Genomic DNA, 17,228 nt, shown 5'->3' with positions numbered 1-17,228 from the left:
ACCTTCATTGGAATCTCTCATGAGCTATGAAACCCTTCTCTATGAAGTCGTCGACGGCGTCGCACTGATCCGGCTGAACCGCCCCGAACGCATGAACTCGATCGGCGGCAGCATGAAGGCCGACCTCGCGCACGCGCTGTTCGAGCAGGTGCGCAACGACGAATCCGTGCGCTGCGTGGTGATCACCGGCGCCGGCGACAAGGCCTTCTGCGCCGGCGCCGACATCAAGGAACGCGCGGGACAGGTCACGCCGCAGGCCCAGTACCACCTGCGGCAGAAGACGACGCACGAGCTCTTTCGTGCCATCGAGCAATTCGAGAAGCCGGTCATCGCGGCCATCAACGGCGTGGCCTTGGGCGGCGGTCTGGAGATCGCGCTTTGCTGCGACGTGCGAATCGCCGCGCACGGCGCGCGCCTGGGTTTGCCCGAAGCGCGGATCGGCGTGCTGCCGGCGGCAGGCGGCACGCAGCGCCTGCCCCGGCTGGTGGGTGTCGGCGTGGCCAAGGAACTGATGCTCACGGGCGATCACATCGACGCCGAACGCGCGCTGGCGATCGGCCTGGTGAACCAGGTCGTCGCTGCGGAAGAGCTGCTGCCCACCGCCATGGCCATGGCCGCGCGCATGGCCGGCAATGCGCCACTCGCGCTGCGCCACATCAAGCACGCGATCGATCTCGGCCTGCAGGTCGGCATCGACGCCGGCCTGGAATACGAACGCTATGCCGCGGCGCTCGTGATCGCCAGCGAAGACCGCAAGGAAGGCATGCGCGCCTTCGTCGAGAAACGCAAGCCGGTGTTCCGCGGCCTGTGAGCCGGCGGTGCCGCGCACACACGAAAAACCATCAAGGAAATCCATGGATCTGAATCTCGAGAACAAGGTGGCATTCGTCACCGGCGGCGGCCAGGGCGTCGGCCGGCGCATCTGCCTCGACCTGGCGGCCGAAGGTGCGAAGGTGGCGGTCAACGACCTCTTCGCCGAACGTGCGCGCGCGGTCGTGGCGGAGATCGAAGCCGCGGGCGGAAGCGCCTTCGCGGCGGTGGCCGACATCACGAAGGAGGATGAGGTCGAGGCGGCGGTGGCACGGGCCGAGCAGGCGCTCGGAGCCATCGACATCCTCGTCAACAACGCCGGCGTGCTGGTCGAGCGGCGCGAGAAGGGCGGCGCCGCGCCGCTGTTCCTCGACACCTCGCACGAGGGCTGGGACCGCATCATCGGCCTGAATTTCTACGGCATGATGCACTGCTGCAAGGCGGTGCTGCCCGGCATGAAGGCGCGGCGCCACGGCAAGATCGTCAACATCATGTCGGAGGCCGGCCGGGCCGGCGAGGCGCGGCTGGCGGTGTATTCGGGCGCGAAGGCGGCGATGCTGGGGTTCGCCAAAGCCATCGCGCAGGAGCATGGACGCGACTGCATCAATGTCAACGTCATCGCGCTGGGTGCGGTCTCGCACGAGGGCATCAAGGAAGGCGCGCTGAACCCCGACGCGACGCCCGAGAACAACGAGCGGCTGGGCAAGATGCTCAATGCCTATCCGATCGGGCGCGGCCTGGGGCGGCTGGCGCGACCCGAGGACGTGTCGGGCATGGTGTGCCTGCTGGCCTCCGACCGCGCGGCCTACATCACCGGCCAGAGCATCGGGGTCAGTGGTGGCTTCGTGATGCTGTGAGCAGCCTGTCCGCAAGCCGCATGCAGGCACCCGAAGACCCGGCCTGGAGCCCGGCCGTCTTCCGCACCCGGATCACCGAGCTCTTCGGGATTCGCCACCCGGTGCTGGGCGGCGGCCTGATGTGGCTGTCCGACGCCCGCTATGTGGCGGCGCTGGTGAACGCGGGCGCGATGGCCTTCATGACGCCGCGCTCGTTCCCCGACCTGGTCGCCTTTCGCGCGGCGCTGCGCGACTGTGCGGCGCTGACCGGCGGCCGTGCCTTCGGCGTGAACCTGACGCAGTCGCGCCGCGCATCGGAGAACGCGTCCATGCACGCCTGGATCGATCTCGCACTGGAGGAGGGCGTGCGCCATTTCGAGACGGTGGGCGCATCGCCAGGCCCCTTGTTCGAACGTATCCACGACCGCGGCGGCATCGTCATCCACAAGTCCGCGTTCGTCGAGCACGCGCTGAAGGCCCAGGACGCGGGCGCCGATGCGGTCGCGCTGGTCGGCGCGGAGGCGGGCGGCCACCCCGGCACTAACGAACTGTCGGCGTTCGTGCTGGGTGGACTGGCGCTGCGGCAACTGCACATTCCGCTCGCGCTGGGCGGTGGTATCGGCAGCGGCCGGCAGATCGCGGCGGCGCTGGCGCTTGGCGCCGACGCGGTGCTGATGGGCACGCGCTTCCTGGTCTGCGAAGAGGTCTGGGCCCATGACGACTACAAGCGCCATCTGGCGGCACAGCCTGCCGAAGCCTCGACGCTGGCACTGCGCAACACCGGCAATCCCTGGCGCGTGCTGCACAACGCGACCGTGCGCGAGACCCGCCGCATGGAATCGGCCGGCGCGAGCCAGTACGCCGATTTCGGCGCGCTGGCCACCGGGCGACTGGGGCGCGACCATGGCTATACCCAGGGCGACTGGGACACCGGCCTGCTCTCCATGGGCCCTGCGGTCGGTTTCGCCGATGTCGTCGAGCCGGCGCGCTGCGTGATGCGGCGCCTGATGGCCGAGGCGGCCGACAGCGCCGCACGCCTGGCGACCCTCGCACCCGCGGCGGGCGCGTGAACGCGACACACGCAATCCTCTCAACGAATTCCTCCCGACATGAACAGCAACCTGATCATCCACTGCGGCGAACGCCGACTCGAAGGCGCGCAGCTGCGCGAGAACGCCGATCGTGCCGCGACCGGGTTCGCGTCGCTGGGCCTGCAGCCCGGCGACGCCGTGGCCGTCATGCTGCGCAACGACCTGCCGTATCTCGAACTGATGCTCGCGCTCGGGCGGCTCGGCGTGCACCTGGTCGCGGTCAACTGGCACTTCCAGGCCGAAGAGGCCGGCTTCATCCTGCGCGACAGCGGGGCCAAGGCCTTCGTCGTGCACGCCGACCTGTGGCCGAACGTTGCCGATGCCGTTCCGCCCGGGCTCCAGGTGCTGGTGGTGCCGACGCCGGTCGAGATCGAGGCGCTCTACGGTGCGCGCGACACCGTGCCGGCGCTGCCGCCCGGCAGCCTCTCCTGGGCGCCATGGCGCGACGGCTTCGAGCCCGCCACCGCGCCGCCGGTGCCCTCGGTGGGCAGCATGCTGTACACCTCGGGCACCACCGGACGGCCCAAGGCCGTGATGCGCCTGCCGGGAACGCCGCGGCAGCACGAGGGCTCGCTGCGCATCCGCGCGATGGCGAGCCAGGCGCGCGCAGGCATGCGCACCGCGGTCGTCGGCCCGCTGTACCACGCCGGACCCAATGCGGCGGCGCGCGTCGCGCTGGAGCTGGCCGAGGAGATCGTGGTGCTGCCGCGCTTCGACGCCGAGCAACTGCTGTGCACCATCGAGCGCCATCGCATCACGCACCTGTCCATGGTGCCGGTGATGCTGGTGCGCCTGCTGAAGCTGCCCGAGGCGCTGCGGCGCGCGCATGACGTCTCTTCGCTCGAGAACGTGACGCACGGCGGCTCGCCCTGCGCGCCCGAGGTGCGGCGCGCGATCATCGACTGGTGGGGCCCGATCGTGAACGAGACCTACGGCTCGACCGAAGCCGGACTGGTCACCTTCGTCACGGCCGCGCAATGGCTGGAGCGCCCGGGTACCGCGGGCAGGCCCTTCCCCGGCACCTCGATCCGCATCCTCGACGACGAGGGCCGCGAGCTGCCGCCGAACGCGGTCGGCGAGATCTACGTGAACACCGGCGACAACGCGCTGCCTTTCACCTATCGCCACAACGAAGCGCAACGCCGCGCGATCGAGCGCGACGGCTACATCACCAACGGCGACGTCGGCCATCTGGACGCCGAGGGCTATCTCTACGTCACCGACCGCAAGCGCGACATGGTGATCTCCGGCGGCGTGAACATCTACCCGGCCGAGATCGAGCATGCGCTGGTCGCGAACCCGGAAGTGGCCGACTGCGCCGTCTTCGGCGTCCCCGACAGCGAGTACGGCGAGGCGGTGGCCGCCGCCGTGGTGCGCGCGCCGGGCAGCCGGATCACCGAGGCCGAGGTGCGCGAATGGCTGCGCGCGCGGGTGGCCGGGTACAAGGTGCCCCGCCTGGTCGAGTTCCACGACGCGTTGCCGCGCGAAGGCATGGGCAAGGTCTTCAAGAACCGGCTGCGCGCCCCGCATTGGGAACGTGCCGGACGGAGCATCTGAGATGTCGCCGTCCGCACCTTCGTTCTTCGGCACCGAGCCTGGACGCTTCGCGCTCTCCTGGCCGGGGGAAGCCGTGTTCGGCCCCGGCAGCGTCGAAGGCCTGCCTGCCTGGGCCGCCTCGCGCGGCCTGCGCCGGCCGCTGGTGGTCAGCGATGCGGGCCTGGTGGCGAGCGGCCTCGTCTCGCCGGTGCTCGACGGACTGCGGGCGGCAGGCATGGCGCCCGCGCTGTACGACGGCGTGGCCGCGAATCCGACGATCGACGACGTCGCGCAGGCTCATTCGCACTGGAGCCAGTCCGCGTGCGACGGCCTGATCGCATTCGGTGGCGGCAGCGTGATCGATGTCTGCAAGGTGCTGGTCGCCCGGTTGTGCAGCGATGCCCCGCTGGCCGAGGTGCTGCGCGAGGGCGATGCGCGCATCCTGCGCGACGCACCGCCTTTCGCCGCCGTGCCGACCACCGCCGGCACCGGCAGCGAAAGCACGACGGCGGCGCTGGTCAAGGATGCCGATGGCCGCAAGCATGTGCTGCGCAGCCGCCGATGCCGGCCGCAATGGGTGGCGCTCGATCCGCTGCTGACGCTCAGCACGCCCCCCGGCATCACCGCCAGCACCGGCTTCGACGTCGTCATGCACGCTCTGGGCGCGGCCACCAATCGCGCGACCCACCCCGTCGGCGATGCGCTGGCGCTCACGGCGCTCGCGCGCTCGTTCGCTTCGCTGCCGGCGGTGCTGGCGCGGCCTGACGACGTCGATGCGCGCGCGGACATGCTGCTGGCCAGCTACCTCGCGGGCGTGGCCATCAGCCTGCGCGGCGTCGACGGCATCCATGGCCTGTGCACGCCGCTGGAGGCGCTGGTTTCGGTGCCGCACGGTCACGTGCTGGCGGTGGTCTGCGAGCCGCTGATGCGCTTCAACATGGCGACGATGTCGGCGCGCTACGCGCAGGTGGCCGCGGCCTGCGGCCTGGTGGCCTCTGCAGCGGGCGAGGCCTCGATGGCCGAGGCGCTCATCGAGCGCGTGTGCATGCTGCGCGACCTGGCGGGCCTGCCGCGCTCGCTCGCGCAGCTCGGCGTGGCGCGCGATGCGCTCGCGACGGTCTACGACGTGGCGCAAGCCAATGCCTCGGTGCGGCTCAACGGCCGGCCGATGGCGCGCGGCGACATCGTCGCGCTCTACGACGCCATGTGGTAGCGCTCGAACAACTCAACCGACATACGAACTGGAGACACCATGCCCACCGAAGCCATCCTGCGCAACGGCATCTATCCCTTGCTGATCGACGGCGAGGAACGCGCGGGCGCAAGCGGCCGCAGCTTCGCCGTGGAAAACCCGAGCAAGGGCACGCCGCTGGCTGCGGTCAGCGAGGCCGATACCAGCGACGTCGACGCGGCGGTGCGGGCGGCGCAGCGCGCCTTCGATACCCACTGGGGCAAGACCTCGGCGCGCGAGCGAAGCCGCCTGCTGCGCAAGCTGTCCGATGCGCTGGAACGCCGCCTCGAGCAACTCGCCTGGCTCGAGACCTGGAACGTGGGCCGCCCGATCACACTGACGCGCGCCTCGCTCGCCACCATGCTGGACGGCATCGACTACGTGGCCGGCGTGTCGCAAGGCATCGGTGGCCAGACCTTGAACGTGGCGGACACCTCGGTGATCAACTTCACGCTGCGCGAGCCCTTCGGCGTGGTGGCGCTGATCCTGCCGTGGAACTACCCGCTGACCCTGACCATCAGCAAGCTGATGCCGGTGCTCGCCGCCGGCAACACGGCGGTGATCAAGGCGTCGGAGATCACGCCGCTGTCGAGCGTCGAACTGGGCGCCGCGGTGCTGGAGGCCGGATTCCCGCCCGGCGTGATCAACATCGTGCACGGGCCGGGCGCCACCGTGGGGCAGGCGCTGGTGGACCACCCGCTCGTGGAGAAGATTTCGTTCACCGGCGGCACGGCCACCGGCAAGGCGATCTACCGCAGCGCCGCCGAGCGCGTGAAACGGGTCACGCTGGAGCTCGGCGGCAAGTCGCCGCTGATCGTGTTCGCCGATGCCGACCTCGACGCGGCCGTCGGCGTTGCGCTGCAGGACGTGACGAAGAACACCGGGCAGATCTGTGTCGCCTGCACCCGGCTGCTGGTCGAGGCGCCGGTGGCCGACGCTTTTGTAGACAAGCTGCGCCAGGCGTACCGCGCCATCCGCATCGGCCTGCCGGAAGATCCCGCGACCGAGATGGGGCCGCTGGTCAGCCGCGCGCAGTTCGATCGCGTGAACCGCTACATCGGGATCGGTCGCGACGAGCAGGCGGCGCCGGAATCGCTGGTCGATCTCTCGGGTCGCGACGAGCTGCGCGAAGGCTACTTCGTGCCGCCCACGCTGTTCACCCAGGCGCGCAACGACATGCGGGTGGCACAGGACGAGATCTTCGGGCCGGCCCAGGCCGTGATCCGCTTCGAGGGTGAGGACCAGGCGGCCCGCATCGCCAACGACAGCCGCTTCGGGCTGGCGGGCGTGGTCTACACGCGCGATGCGGGCCGCGCCATGCGCATGGCGCAGGCGCTGAAGATCGGGAACATCGCAATCAACAACCCGATCAAGGCGACCGCCGATGCGCCCTTCGGCGGATTCAAGGAATCGGGCCTGGGCAAGGAGCGCGGCATCGACGCGATCCTGGAGAACACGCAGGTGAAGAACGTGCGCTTCTCGGTGCGCTGAACCGCAGCGGTCTGGCCCGTGCCAGGCGCAGAAGATCCCAACGACAGGAGACAAACCATGAAACTCATCGCCATCCTATGGCTCGCCTTCGGCATGACCACCGCCTTCGCCGCTCCGGGGGGCGGCACCGACTACCCCAGCCGGCCGTTGCGGATGATCGTCGGCTTCGCCGCCGGCGGCATCACCGATATCACCGCCCGGCAGATCGCCGAGGAGATGAGCCAGGCGCTGGGCCAGGCGGTGGTGGTCGACAACCGCACGGGCGCCGGCGGCAACATCGCCACCGCCGAACTGGCGCGCGCGCAGCCCGACGGCTACACCGTCATGCTGGCTTCGCCCGGCCAGCTGGTGGTGAATCCGTTGACGCAGAAGTCGCCCGGTTTCGATCCCAGGACGAAGTTCACGCTCATCAGCCTGGTCAACGAAAGCCCCTTCGTGTTCGTGGTGCCGGCCGCATCGAAGTTCAAGAGCGTTCCCGAGCTGGTGGCCTGGGGCAAGGCCAACGACGGCATGCTCAGCTTCGCTTCGCCCGGCATGGGGACGACGATGCACATCGCCGGCGAGATGCTGCAGGTGTTCGCCGGCATCAAGGCGGTGCACGTGCCCTACCGCGGCGGCGCGCAATCGACCGGCGACCTGGTGGCCGGGCGGGTCGACTTCATGATCGACAGCCTGGGCGCGGTGGCGTCGCAGGTGCAGGCCGGGCAGTTGAAAGTGCTGGCGGCCGCCGGCAACGAGCGGCTGCCGCAGTTCCCGGGGGTGCCCACACTGTCCGAGATCTATCCGGATTTCGTTGCTTCGTCCTGGCTGGGCGTGGTGGGCCCGCCCAACATGCCGCCGGCCGTGAGCGCGGCGCTGGTCAAGGCGGTGGAGCGCGGCGCGCGAAGCCCGCGCTATGTGGAAACCATCGAGAAGCGTGGCAGCCGGATCGCCGCGCTGGGCCCTCAGGCCTTCGCTGCGCACCTGGAGAAGGAGCGCGGCCGGGTCGAGCGCACCGTGGTCAAGGCTGGGCTCAGGCTGGACTGAAGGGGTGACCCAGGGCGGGCAGACCTTGCCACTAACATCGGCTGTTTCCGACCCCCAAACGAAAGAAGAAAGCCAATGAAACTCGAGACCCTGGCCATCCATGCCGGCTACAGCCCCGACCCGACGACCAAGGCGGTCGCGGTGCCGATCTACCAGACCAGCTCCTACGCGTTCGACGACACGCAGCACGGCGCGGACCTGTTCGACCTGAAGGTGGCGGGCAACATCTACACCCGCATCATGAATCCCACCAACGCCGTGCTCGAGGAGCGCGTGGCCGCGCTGGAGGGCGGGGTCGGCGGGCTGGCCGTGGCGTCGGGCATGGCGGCCATCACCTATGCGATCCAGACGGTGGCCGAGGCCGGCGACAACATCGTTTCCGTCGCCAAGCTCTATGGCGGCACCTACAACCTGCTGGCACACACGATGCCGCGCTTCGGCATCCAGACGCGCTTCGCCGCGCATGACGACATCGCCGCGCTGGAGGCGCTCATCGACGACAGGACCAAGGCGGTCTTCTGCGAGTCGATCGGCAACCCGGCGGGCAACATCGTCGATCTCCAGGCCCTGGCCGACGCCGCGCATCGCCACGGCGTTCCGCTCATCGTGGACAACACGGTCGCCACGCCCATCCTGTGCCGGCCGTTCGAGCACGGCGCGGACATCGTGGTGCACTCGCTGACCAAGTACATCGGCGGTCACGGCACCAGCATCGGCGGCATCGTCGTCGATTCGGGGAAGTTTCCGTGGGCGCAGCACAAGGAGCGCTTTCCGCTGCTCAACACGCCCGACCCTTCGTACCACGGCGTCACCTACACCGAGGCCTTCGGGGCGGCGGCGTTCATCGGGCGCTGCCGCGTGGTGCCGCTGCGCAACACGGGCGCGGCGCTGTCGCCGTTCAACGCCTTCCTGATCCTCCAGGGCCTGGAGACGCTGGCGCTTCGCATGGAGCGCCATACGGAGAACGCGCTGAAGGTCGCCCGCTACCTGAGCACGCACCCTCAGGTGGCCTGGGTCAAGTACGCAGGCCTGCCCGACCATCCGGAACACGCGCTGGCAGTGCGATACACCGACGGCCGGCCGGCGTCGATCCTCTCCTTCGGCATCAAGGGCGGACAGGAGGCGGGCGCGCGCTTCATCGATGCGCTCCAGCTGGTGGTGCGGCTGGTGAACATCGGCGACGCCAAGTCGCTGGCGTGCCATCCGGCCTCGACGACGCATCGCCAGCTCAACGACGAAGAGCTCGAGAAGGCCGGCGTGCCGCGCGACATGGTTCGGCTGTCGATCGGCATCGAGCACAGCGACGACATCCTCGCCGACCTCTCGCAGGCGCTGGAGGCGGCTTCCCGCGCGTAGGCCCGCGAGCCCTCGGGCGTGTGCCCAGCGCTTGCGCGCGCGGCCGCACCTGCTAACCTGCGTCGAGGTCAATACCTGCGAGGAGCCAGCATGTTCAGGATTGCGATCGCGATGCTTCTGTGCCTGGCGGCCGGCTGCGCGGGCACCGCGCCGCCGGGCCAGCCCACGGCCTGTTCGACGCAGCCCGGCAGCTTCGCCTGCCAGGTCGAGCGCTACTCGAACGCGGGCAATTAGGTCCGGCGGCAGGCGTAGCAAAGCCAACCCGAAGTTACCATTGGGCGAGTGACACACTGCGATGGAGCGCCATGGTCAACGAAAAAAAAACAACCAAGCGATCGCGACCGGAGATTCAGGAGGCCATCAGGCAGGCTGCCATCGAGGAGTTCGCCCTGCACGGACTGCGCGGTGCGACGACACAGTCCATCGCCGAACGGGCTCAATTGTCCAAGGCGCAGTTGCACTACTACATCGAGAGCAAGGAGGCGCTTTATGTCGACCTGCTGCAGATGGTCGTGAGCGAGTGGAGCCGCGAATCCTTCAATGAGCGCGACGGCGACCCTGCACGGGTGCTGGCCTCCTATGTGAAGCGCAAGCTGGAGTTCTCGTTCCGCCAGCCCCTGCTGTCGAAGATGTTCGCCAACGAGCTGATCAGCGGCGCGGAAGTGCTGCACAGCATCCTGACGCAACCGCGGACACGCGCCGGTCAAGCCATTCAGACGCTGACGCGCTGGATCGAGGAAGGAAAGATTCGCCCACTCGATCCATGGCTTTTCCTGATGCACATCTGGGCGGTCACGCAGCACTACGCCGACTTCGACGTGCAGGTCCGCTTCATGATGCGGCTGCGCGCCGGCGAGGCGCTCGACCAGGCGCGCATCACCCGTGAGGTGGTTGCCTTCGTGCTGCATGGCTGCGGCCTGTCGCCGACCGAGGAAGACCTCGCCTGAAGGGCGGGCCGGCCGCGCCGCAGGTTTTTCAGAGGGCGATCGCCAAGGCGTCGCCCTTCGCGCGCGAGCAGCAAAGGGCCACCTTGTGCTGCCGTTGCGCGCCGGTGAGGCAGAAATCGCGATGCTCGGCCGCCTGGCCTTCGCCCTCGACCACGCAGGTTCCGCACAAGCCCTGCTCGCACGACACCGGCACGTCGATGCCGATGGCCCGCAGCGCATCGACGGCGCTCTGGTCCGCCGCCACGGGCACGTCGATGCCACGCTGCGTCAAGCGCAATGCGAAAGGGCGACCGGCCAGCGGCGCGGATTCGGCAGGCGCCGCAAAGTACTCGGCATGCATCTGCTCTTCGGGCCATCGGCTGGCCGCAGCGGCATCGCGCACCGCCGCCATGAAGCCGGTGGGGCCGCACAGGTAGGCGTGCGTTCCGGGTGCCTGGGCGGCGAGAAGCGCATGCAGGTCGATGCGCTCATCGACTTTTCCCTCATCGATGTGCAAGCGGACGAAGGGCCGCAGGGCCGGGTCGCCGAGCGAGGCGGCGAATGCGAGGTGTTCACGCGAGCGGGCGAACACGCAGAGCGTGAAGGAGCCGCCTTGGGCGCGCAGGCTCTGCGCCATTGCGAGCATCGGCGTCAGGCCGATGCCTCCCGCCAGCAGCAGATGGTGGGCGGCTTCGCGGCGCAGGGGGAAATTGTTCCGCGGCGCGCTGACGGGCAGCAGATCGCCCTCCCGCACACGCGCGTGCATGGACGCGGAGCCGCCACGGCCCTGGGTTTCTCGCTTGACGCCGATCAGGTAGCTCCGGGTGCCCTGCACCGACGCACGGGCCAGCGAATACTGGCGGACGAAACCACCCGGCAGGTGCACGTCGATGTGCGCGCCGGCCGCGTGGTCGGGGAGTGGACGCCCCTGCGGATGCGTCAGCTCGAAGGAGAGGATGTCGGGTGTTTCGCGCGCGATGCGCGCGACCCGGACGGTCAGGATGCGATCGGACATGTCTTGGCCTCAGCGTTCCGTGGCCATGTCCAGGTGCCAGCCGCGCGTCTTGCCGGGGTTCATCAGGCCCATCGGGTCGCTGCGCTTCTTGAAGTCGATCTGCTGGCTGTCGATGGCCTTCATGCCGCCGTCCTCGATGGTCACCACATGTGGGTTGAAGATCTGGCAGCCGCCCTGCGACTCGATCTCGCGCATGACCTCGTACTGGTGCTCGATGCCCTTCCAGCGAACCAGCAGGATGCCGAAGGTGCCGTGCTCGCCACCGGCCAGGGAGAAGTCCTGGTGCTGCAGCACGTCGTCGCCGAAGATGTCGAGGTGCCGCTGCACCACGGCGGGGTCGAAGGGCTGCGCATAGGCCACCTGCAGGTAGGTCCAGGACTTGTCGACCTTCAGCGCCTGCAGCGTCGTGTGGTTGTACGCGCACTCATAGGCCGGCGGCAGCCCTTCGGCCAGCAGCTCGGCCTCGGTGCCGGCCACCGAGATGTGGCCGCCGTGCGCAGCCACCAGCGCGCGGAAGGCGGGCAGCGTGCCGGGCGACACCATCGTGAACGCGGCGTGCCGGTCGGGCGGAAAGCGCGCGCCCATGGAGGTGTAGTAGGGCGAAAAGCGCGCCTCCACCGTCGACAGCAGGAAGAGATCGATGTCCGGCCGGCAAGCGGCCTGGGCGAAGTCGAGCACGCCGCGGTAAGTGGGAAAGAGCGCAGTGCAATGGCGCCATTCGACGGCCGGGCTCAAGGCCACGGTGACGTCGAGGATCACGCCGTTCGTGCCGAAGGCATGCTGCACCTTCTGGATCTCGTCGCCTTCCAGTTCGATGATGCGGGGCTCGCGCTCCACCGTCATCACGCGGGCGCGCAGCATGTTGCCCGGATCGCGCAGGATGCCGTGGCGGAACGAGCCGATGCCGCCGAATCCGCCTGCGATGAAGCCCCCGAGCGTGGCGACGTGCCAGGTGGAGGGCCACATGCGCAGGGCCTGCCCGGTCTCGGCCACCGCCAGCTCGATGTCGCGCAGGCAGGCGCCGGCCTGCGCGCGCACCCAGCCGGCGCCCATGTCGAGCACGCGGCACATCGAGGTGACGTCCATCACCAGGCCGTTTTCCATCGGCACGCACTGGCCATAGTTGCCGGTGCCGCCGGCGCGCACGGTCAACGGCAGTTTCCACTTCGCGGCCGTCGCGCAGACCTGGCGCACATCGTCTTCCGTGCCGACCTTGACCACGAGGTCGGCCACGCGATCGGCCAGCTGCGCGGTCAGGATCGGGCTGTACCAATGGAAGTCGCGCGACAGGCGCTTGCGCGTGCCGGGCGCGGTGATCAGGTTCAGGCCGGCCAGGTCATGCGCCACCGCCGCCCAGTCGATGGGGCGGGGGTCGTGCAAGGCGCGCCCGGGGTGCGGAATGGATGCAACAGCGTTCATGAAATCAGGTTCGATCTGCGTCAGTGCTCGCGGCGCATTTCGCTTTCGTGCCAATGGCCCAGGACGGCGCGCGAGAGCGAGGCAAAGATGATGAAGATGACGATGCCCAGCAGCGACACCAGCAGCAGCGCGGCGAACATCATCGGGATCTCGGTGCGGAAGCTGGATTCGAGGATGCGCGAGGCCAGCCCGGTCTCGCGGCCCGCCGTGCCGGCCGTGAACTCGGCCACGACCGCCCCGATCAGGCTCAAGCCGCCCGCGATCTTGAGCCCGCCCATGAAGTAGGGCAGGGCGCTCGGCGCCAGCAGGTAGCGGAAGGTCTGCCAGGGCGAGGCCTTGTAGAGCTGGAACAGGTCGCGCAGGTTGCTGTCGGCGCTCTTCAGGCCGATGACCGTGTTCGACAGGATCGGGAAGAAGGCCACGATCCAGGCGCACAGCAGCAGGGCGATGGTCGTGTTCGGCACGTAGATCAGGATCAACGGTGCGATCGCGATGATCGGCGTCACCTGCAGGATCACGGCGATCGGGAACAGGCCGATCTCGACCCACTTGAAGAGCGCGAAGGCGATCGCCAGCAGCACCCCGCCGACGATGGCCGCGGCCAGCGCGAGCAGGGTCAGCTTGATGGTGAACCACAGCGCCACCGACAGCGAGGTCCAGTTGTCGACCAGCGTCTGCAGGATCAGCGTGGGCGCGGGCAGGATGTAGTGCGGAATCTCGTTGGCGCGCACCATCCACTCCCACAGCAGAAGAAGGGCCGCGATGATGGCCAGCGGCACCACCGTGCGCAGCAGGCTCTCGCGCCGGCGGCGACGGAGCGCGCGCGCTTGCAGCAGGTCCGCGCTCGGAGCGGCGGCATCAGTGGTCAATGTCGATCCCATTCAGGGCTCCATGCAACGAGTCGGAAACAGCCATGCAATGAGCGTTGTAGCGGCTGGAGGTGCGGAAGGCTTCGCCGCGCGGGTAAGGCTCGTCGATGCGGATCTCGTCGACCACGCGACCCGGTCGCGGCGCCATCACCACGATGCGGTTCGACAGGTAGACCGACTCGTAGACGCTGTGGGTGACGAAGACGACCGACAGGCGGTGCTCGCGCCAGATCGCCAGCAGGTCGTTGTTGAGCTTGATGCGCGTCATCTCGTCGAGCGCGGCGAAGGGTTCGTCCATCAGCAGCAGGCGCGGCCGCGTGACCAGCGCGCGCGCGATCGACACCCGCATCTTCATGCCGCCCGACAGCTCGCGCGGGTAGACGTCGGCGAAGCGCGACAGGCCGACCATCTCGAGCACCTGCGCCACCACCGGCGCCGCTTCGTCGCGGCCCATGCCGGCGAGCTTGAGCGGCAGCCAGACGTTGTCGAAGACCTTGGCCCAGGGCATCAGCGTCGGCTCCTGGAACACGAAGCCGAGCTCGCGGTCGCTGTGCGCGTCGGAGCTCTGGGGCGCGGTCCATTGCATGCGGCCGGCGCTGAGGCTGGTGAGGCCGGCGATCAGCCGCAAGGCCGTGCTCTTGCCGCAGCCCGACGGGCCCAGGAAGCTGACGAAGTCCTGCGCGCCGATGTCCAGCGTCATGCCCTGCAAAGCGAGGGTTCCGTTGCCGAAGCGTTTGCCGACGCCTGACAGGCGCACCAGCGGTGCGCTGTCGGTCGATGGGGAGGGTTGCATGCTTGTCATGGGCTTCGGGCGCTTGTCGGCGCCAATGCGGTTCGTCGGCCAGGCGCTAGTCCAAATAGGGACGCCACTTCTCGCAGCTCCCATGGGTGTCCGCGAAGCGGTGGGGCGACGACGTGGATGGCTCCGCCCAGACATGGGCCGACATGGCGGGCGAAGTCATTGCTTTCCAGTCGGGCGAGCCGGAGCCGGCCGTGGCGGCCGGGTCGGCGCCGTGGGCGATCGCGGCCCAACTGCGCATCATTCGCTGCGACAAGGCCTGGTCTTGCGGCGTGAAGGGATAGCCGGGCGGATACACCGGCAACCCGAAAAGAAGATCCAGCTCGTCGCCATGCGTCGCGCCCAGATAGGGCTTGGGATGGTTGGCGCTGACGTGCGAGAACCAGTAGCCGTAGACCGGGCGCCTGCTGTGGCGAACGAAGGCCTGCGCCGCGTCGTAGCTTCCGCAATAGAGGTAGAAGTCGCCCAGCAGACGGCTCAGGGCCTGCCAGTTGCCCTGGGCTGCACGCACAGGGGCATACCACGACAGCATGTCCTGGACCTGCTCCGGCGCGAAGAACGGCTGCAATGCGCTTTGCGCCGCGTTCTCATACACCGTGTCTGCCACCGGATCGCCGGGCTTCTTCCAGCCAGTGCGCGACAGGGCCAGGAAGTTGCCCTCGTTCGCATTGAGGCCGATGGTCACCGTGACGTCGCGCTGAAAGCGACCCTCGCGAAGCAGCCGAAGCGGCTGCGCCTTCAGGAGGCGCCCATCTACCGTCGGCTGGAAGTAGTGGCTCTGGGCTAGGCCCGGAAGCAACTTGTCGGCCGGCACCTGGCGCAGGCAGTCCAGCAACGGGGGGCCTTCCTGCGGGCAGCCCTGCGCTTGCGCCAATGCCTGCGTGCCGCGGGTCGCTTCCTGGAGTGTCGGCAGGCGCCATTGCCAGGTGGATTGCAGGATCGCGCGATGGAACAAGCCTGCGGATTTGTCCGCCAGCAGGTTCATCAGCACGCTTGAGGCCCCCGCGCTTTCACCGAACAGGGTCACGCGCGACGGGTCTCCGCCGAACATGCGGATGTTCTCGGCGATCCAGCGCAAGGCCATCTGCTGGTCCTGAATGCCGGCGTTGGCGTTTCCTTGCCGGGCGTGATCCTTCGTGGCCAGAAAGCCGAAGGCATTCAGCCGGTAGGCCGGCGTGACGACGATGACCTTGCCCTGGCGTGCCAGGATTTCGGCCCGGTTCTCCGAAGGGCGTCCGGTCCAGTACCGGCCGCCGTGGAGAAAGACCATGACGGGGAGCAGTCCGGCGGGCGGCTTGCCGTCGGCGGCGCTTGCTTCGGGACGATAGACGTTCAGGTACAGGCAGTCCTCCGACATGCCGATCTCGGCCGGCACCTTGCCGTCCTGCATGCAGGCGGGCTTGAAGCGTCCGGCTTCCAGCACGGCGGGCGCCCACGCCGGGGCCGGTGCGGGCGCCAGGAAGCGTCGCGCCTCGACCGGCGGCTGGGCGAAGGGAATTCCCAGGAATGCCGCCGTCCGGCCTTCGTCGAGATAGGTGCCGCGTACGGCGCCCAGTGCGGTCTGCAAGACCGGCCGCTCGGCCCCCGGTGGCCGTGGGCCCGCCTCCTGGCCGGCCGCCGGCAGCGCGGCGACAGCGCACAGGCCGAGGCACGCCACGGCCGCGAGGATTCTCCTGCTCACTTGGCGGAGGACTTCAGGCCGACCTTCTTGTTGACGAACTGATCGGTGACGGCGATGTCGGCGTTGACTTCACCCGGCTTGTAGATGCCGGCCTTGATCATCCGGTCGGCGAAGTCGCGCACGCGCGCCTTGTCGATGGCGCCGATGCCACGGGTCGCCGCGTCGCCGGAATCGACCAGGCCCAGCTTGATGACCTGGGCGCGCTCGGCCTCCAGCTTCGCATCGTTCAGGTCCGGGTTGAACTTCTTGATCAGATCGAGGCCGGGTCGCGGATCGCCGTTCAGGAAGTTGTTCCAGCCGATGATGGAGGCGTCGACGAAGCGCTGGACCAGATCCGGGTTGCTCTTGATCAGGTCGTTGCGCGTCTCGATCATGTTTCCATAGGTGTTGTAGCCTTGGTCGGCCAGCAGGAACAGGTCGGTCTCGGCGCCGAGATCGGCGGCGTACAGGGCCTCCGCCGTGGCAAAAGCCTGCTGCACCGACGTCTTGTCCGCCATGAACGGACCGAGGTTGAAGGTGTAGGGACGGAACTGCTCGTCGCTGAAGCCATGCTCGGCCTTGAGCCACTGCCAGAAGCCGAATTGATTGCTCTTGGCGATGAAGACCGTCTTCGCCGACTTGAGGTCCGCGAAGTTGCGGTACTGGCCCTTGTGGGTGATGAGTCCCGTCGGGTCCTTCTGGAAGAAGGCGGCCACCACGGTGGTGGGCACCTTGCTGCGCGTGTTCTCGAGCGCCGTCAGCAGGCCACCGGTCATCAGGAAGTCGACGCGCCCCGCCGCCAGCATGGGGCGATTGTTGACCTGCGGCCCGCCTTGCTGGATCGTCACGTCCAGACCGAACTTGCGATAGGTGCCGTCGGCCACGGCCTGGAAAAAGCCGCCCTGACTGGCTTGGGCTTTCCAGTTGGTGGCCAGGCTCACCTTGTCCTGCGCCAGCGCCAGCGTGCTCGTGATCAACATGGCCGTGGTGGCCAGAAGCCTGGCGCTGCGCATCAAACGAAACCGGTTCATCGTGTTTTCCTTGGAGCAACTGAGGGTGCAGATGCGAGTTCGCTCAAAAGCCGAGCGCCTGGGTCAACTGTACAAACGGTTTAACCAATTGGTCAAATGCGAGTTTACCCTGATGCCCATCGACATTCTCCT

General features: G+C 68.5%; 16 protein-coding genes. 10 read left to right on the top strand and 6 right to left on the bottom strand.

Features of this window, described 5'->3' with window-relative positions; all coding sequences use genetic code 11:
- Positions 1-19 precede the first annotated feature (19 nt).
- The 10 genes from AB4Z46_RS07645 (at position 20) to AB4Z46_RS07600 (ending at position 10,324) form a co-directional block, all read left to right on the top strand.
- Positions 20-811 carry an enoyl-CoA hydratase/isomerase family protein gene (locus tag AB4Z46_RS07645; RefSeq protein ID WP_442282887.1) on the top strand — a complete coding sequence of 264 codons (792 nt, stop codon included), beginning with the start codon at positions 20-22 and terminating at the stop codon, positions 809-811.
- Between the two features lie 43 nt (positions 812-854).
- Positions 855-1,667: an SDR family NAD(P)-dependent oxidoreductase gene (locus AB4Z46_RS07640; RefSeq protein ID WP_442282886.1), complete on the top strand. Its 813-nt coding sequence runs from the start codon at positions 855-857 to the stop codon at positions 1,665-1,667.
- Between the two features lie 20 nt (positions 1,668-1,687).
- Complete coding sequence (locus AB4Z46_RS07635) at positions 1,688-2,716, top strand: NAD(P)H-dependent flavin oxidoreductase (protein WP_442282885.1); 1,029 nt, start codon at positions 1,688-1,690, stop codon at positions 2,714-2,716.
- Positions 2,717-2,755: 39 nt separating this feature from the next.
- Positions 2,756-4,294, top strand: a complete 1,539-nt coding sequence (locus tag AB4Z46_RS07630) for an AMP-binding protein (RefSeq protein WP_442282884.1) — start codon at positions 2,756-2,758, stop codon at positions 4,292-4,294.
- A 1-nt stretch (position 4,295) separates the two neighbouring features.
- Entirely contained in the window at positions 4,296-5,486 is a 1,191-nt protein-coding gene (locus AB4Z46_RS07625; RefSeq protein WP_442282883.1) for an iron-containing alcohol dehydrogenase family protein, read from the top strand.
- A gap of 39 nt (positions 5,487-5,525) precedes the next feature.
- On the top strand, positions 5,526-6,995 hold the full coding sequence (locus AB4Z46_RS07620; RefSeq protein ID WP_442282882.1) for an aldehyde dehydrogenase family protein: 1,470 nt from the start codon (positions 5,526-5,528) through the stop codon (positions 6,993-6,995).
- 57 nt (positions 6,996-7,052) lie between these two features.
- Entirely contained in the window at positions 7,053-8,021 is a 969-nt protein-coding gene (locus AB4Z46_RS07615) for a Bug family tripartite tricarboxylate transporter substrate binding protein (RefSeq protein WP_442282881.1), read from the top strand.
- Between the two features lie 75 nt (positions 8,022-8,096).
- On the top strand, positions 8,097-9,377 hold the full coding sequence (locus tag AB4Z46_RS07610; protein WP_442282880.1) for a bifunctional O-acetylhomoserine aminocarboxypropyltransferase/cysteine synthase: 1,281 nt from the start codon (positions 8,097-8,099) through the stop codon (positions 9,375-9,377).
- Between the two features lie 90 nt (positions 9,378-9,467).
- Positions 9,468-9,611, top strand: a complete 144-nt coding sequence (locus AB4Z46_RS07605) for a hypothetical protein (RefSeq protein ID WP_442282879.1) — start codon at positions 9,468-9,470, stop codon at positions 9,609-9,611.
- 71 nt (positions 9,612-9,682) lie between these two features.
- Positions 9,683-10,324 carry a TetR/AcrR family transcriptional regulator gene (locus AB4Z46_RS07600; protein ID WP_442282878.1) on the top strand — a complete coding sequence of 214 codons (642 nt, stop codon included), beginning with the start codon at positions 9,683-9,685 and terminating at the stop codon, positions 10,322-10,324.
- A gap of 28 nt (positions 10,325-10,352) precedes the next feature.
- On the opposite strand, the gene AB4Z46_RS07595 is transcribed toward AB4Z46_RS07600, so the two are convergent.
- The 6 genes from AB4Z46_RS07595 to AB4Z46_RS07570 are packed head-to-tail and all read right to left on the bottom strand — an operon-like array spanning position 10,353 to position 17,096.
- Positions 10,353-11,318 (bottom strand): PDR/VanB family oxidoreductase, encoded by a 966-nt coding sequence (locus AB4Z46_RS07595; RefSeq protein WP_442282877.1) that lies wholly within the window; start codon positions 11,316-11,318, stop codon positions 10,353-10,355.
- A gap of 9 nt (positions 11,319-11,327) precedes the next feature.
- Positions 11,328-12,737, bottom strand: coding sequence for an FAD-binding oxidoreductase (locus tag AB4Z46_RS07590; RefSeq protein WP_442282876.1), 1,410 nt, complete (start codon positions 12,735-12,737; stop codon positions 11,328-11,330).
- 20 nt (positions 12,738-12,757) lie between these two features.
- A complete protein-coding gene (locus AB4Z46_RS07585) occupies positions 12,758-13,618 on the bottom strand; it encodes an ABC transporter permease (protein WP_442282875.1) in 861 nt (286 codons plus the stop codon).
- Entirely contained in the window at positions 13,596-14,399 is an 804-nt protein-coding gene (locus AB4Z46_RS07580; protein WP_442282874.1) for an ABC transporter ATP-binding protein, read from the bottom strand. The genes AB4Z46_RS07585 and AB4Z46_RS07580 overlap by 23 nt, the downstream gene beginning before the upstream one ends.
- Positions 14,400-14,454: 55 nt before the next feature.
- Positions 14,455-16,086 carry a carboxylesterase family protein gene (locus tag AB4Z46_RS07575; protein ID WP_442282873.1) on the bottom strand — a complete coding sequence of 544 codons (1,632 nt, stop codon included), beginning with the start codon at positions 16,084-16,086 and terminating at the stop codon, positions 14,455-14,457.
- Positions 16,083-17,096: an ABC transporter substrate-binding protein gene (locus tag AB4Z46_RS07570; RefSeq protein ID WP_442282872.1), complete on the bottom strand. Its 1,014-nt coding sequence runs from the start codon at positions 17,094-17,096 to the stop codon at positions 16,083-16,085. The genes AB4Z46_RS07575 and AB4Z46_RS07570 overlap by 4 nt, the downstream gene beginning before the upstream one ends.
- Positions 17,097-17,228: the final 132 nt, after the last annotated feature.

It is taken from the genome of Variovorax sp. M-6, from assembly GCF_052114385.1.
Classification (GTDB): Bacteria; Pseudomonadota; Gammaproteobacteria; order Burkholderiales; family Burkholderiaceae_C; genus Variovorax.
Note: the sequence above shows the minus strand (reverse complement) of the source record. Positions and strands in the feature narration are given on the sequence as shown.

Bases quoted from the DNA above. Each gene is read 5' to 3' on its own strand.
- AB4Z46_RS07625 (WP_442282883.1), top strand. From the start codon at position 4,296: ATGTCGCCGTCCGCACCTTCGTTCTTCGGCACCGAGCCTGGACGCTTC.
- AB4Z46_RS07605 (WP_442282879.1), top strand. From the start codon at position 9,468: ATGTTCAGGATTGCGATCGCGATGCTTCTGTGCCTGGCGGCCGGCTGC.
- AB4Z46_RS07595 (WP_442282877.1), bottom strand. From the start codon at position 11,318: ATGTCCGATCGCATCCTGACCGTCCGGGTCGCGCGCATCGCGCGCGAA.
- AB4Z46_RS07615 (WP_442282881.1), top strand. From the start codon at position 7,053: ATGAAACTCATCGCCATCCTATGGCTCGCCTTCGGCATGACCACCGCC.
- AB4Z46_RS07570 (WP_442282872.1), bottom strand. From the start codon at position 17,096: ATGAACCGGTTTCGTTTGATGCGCAGCGCCAGGCTTCTGGCCACCACG.
- AB4Z46_RS07600 (WP_442282878.1), top strand. From the start codon at position 9,683: ATGGTCAACGAAAAAAAAACAACCAAGCGATCGCGACCGGAGATTCAG.
- AB4Z46_RS07585 (WP_442282875.1), bottom strand. From the start codon at position 13,618: ATGGGATCGACATTGACCACTGATGCCGCCGCTCCGAGCGCGGACCTG.
- AB4Z46_RS07590 (WP_442282876.1), bottom strand. From the start codon at position 12,737: ATGAACGCTGTTGCATCCATTCCGCACCCCGGGCGCGCCTTGCACGAC.
- AB4Z46_RS07645 (WP_442282887.1), top strand. From the start codon at position 20: ATGAGCTATGAAACCCTTCTCTATGAAGTCGTCGACGGCGTCGCACTG.
- AB4Z46_RS07640 (WP_442282886.1), top strand. From the start codon at position 855: ATGGATCTGAATCTCGAGAACAAGGTGGCATTCGTCACCGGCGGCGGC.
- AB4Z46_RS07610 (WP_442282880.1), top strand. From the start codon at position 8,097: ATGAAACTCGAGACCCTGGCCATCCATGCCGGCTACAGCCCCGACCCG.
- AB4Z46_RS07580 (WP_442282874.1), bottom strand. From the start codon at position 14,399: ATGCAACCCTCCCCATCGACCGACAGCGCACCGCTGGTGCGCCTGTCA.
- AB4Z46_RS07620 (WP_442282882.1), top strand. From the start codon at position 5,526: ATGCCCACCGAAGCCATCCTGCGCAACGGCATCTATCCCTTGCTGATC.
- AB4Z46_RS07635 (WP_442282885.1), top strand. From the start codon at position 1,688: ATGCAGGCACCCGAAGACCCGGCCTGGAGCCCGGCCGTCTTCCGCACC.
- AB4Z46_RS07630 (WP_442282884.1), top strand. From the start codon at position 2,756: ATGAACAGCAACCTGATCATCCACTGCGGCGAACGCCGACTCGAAGGC.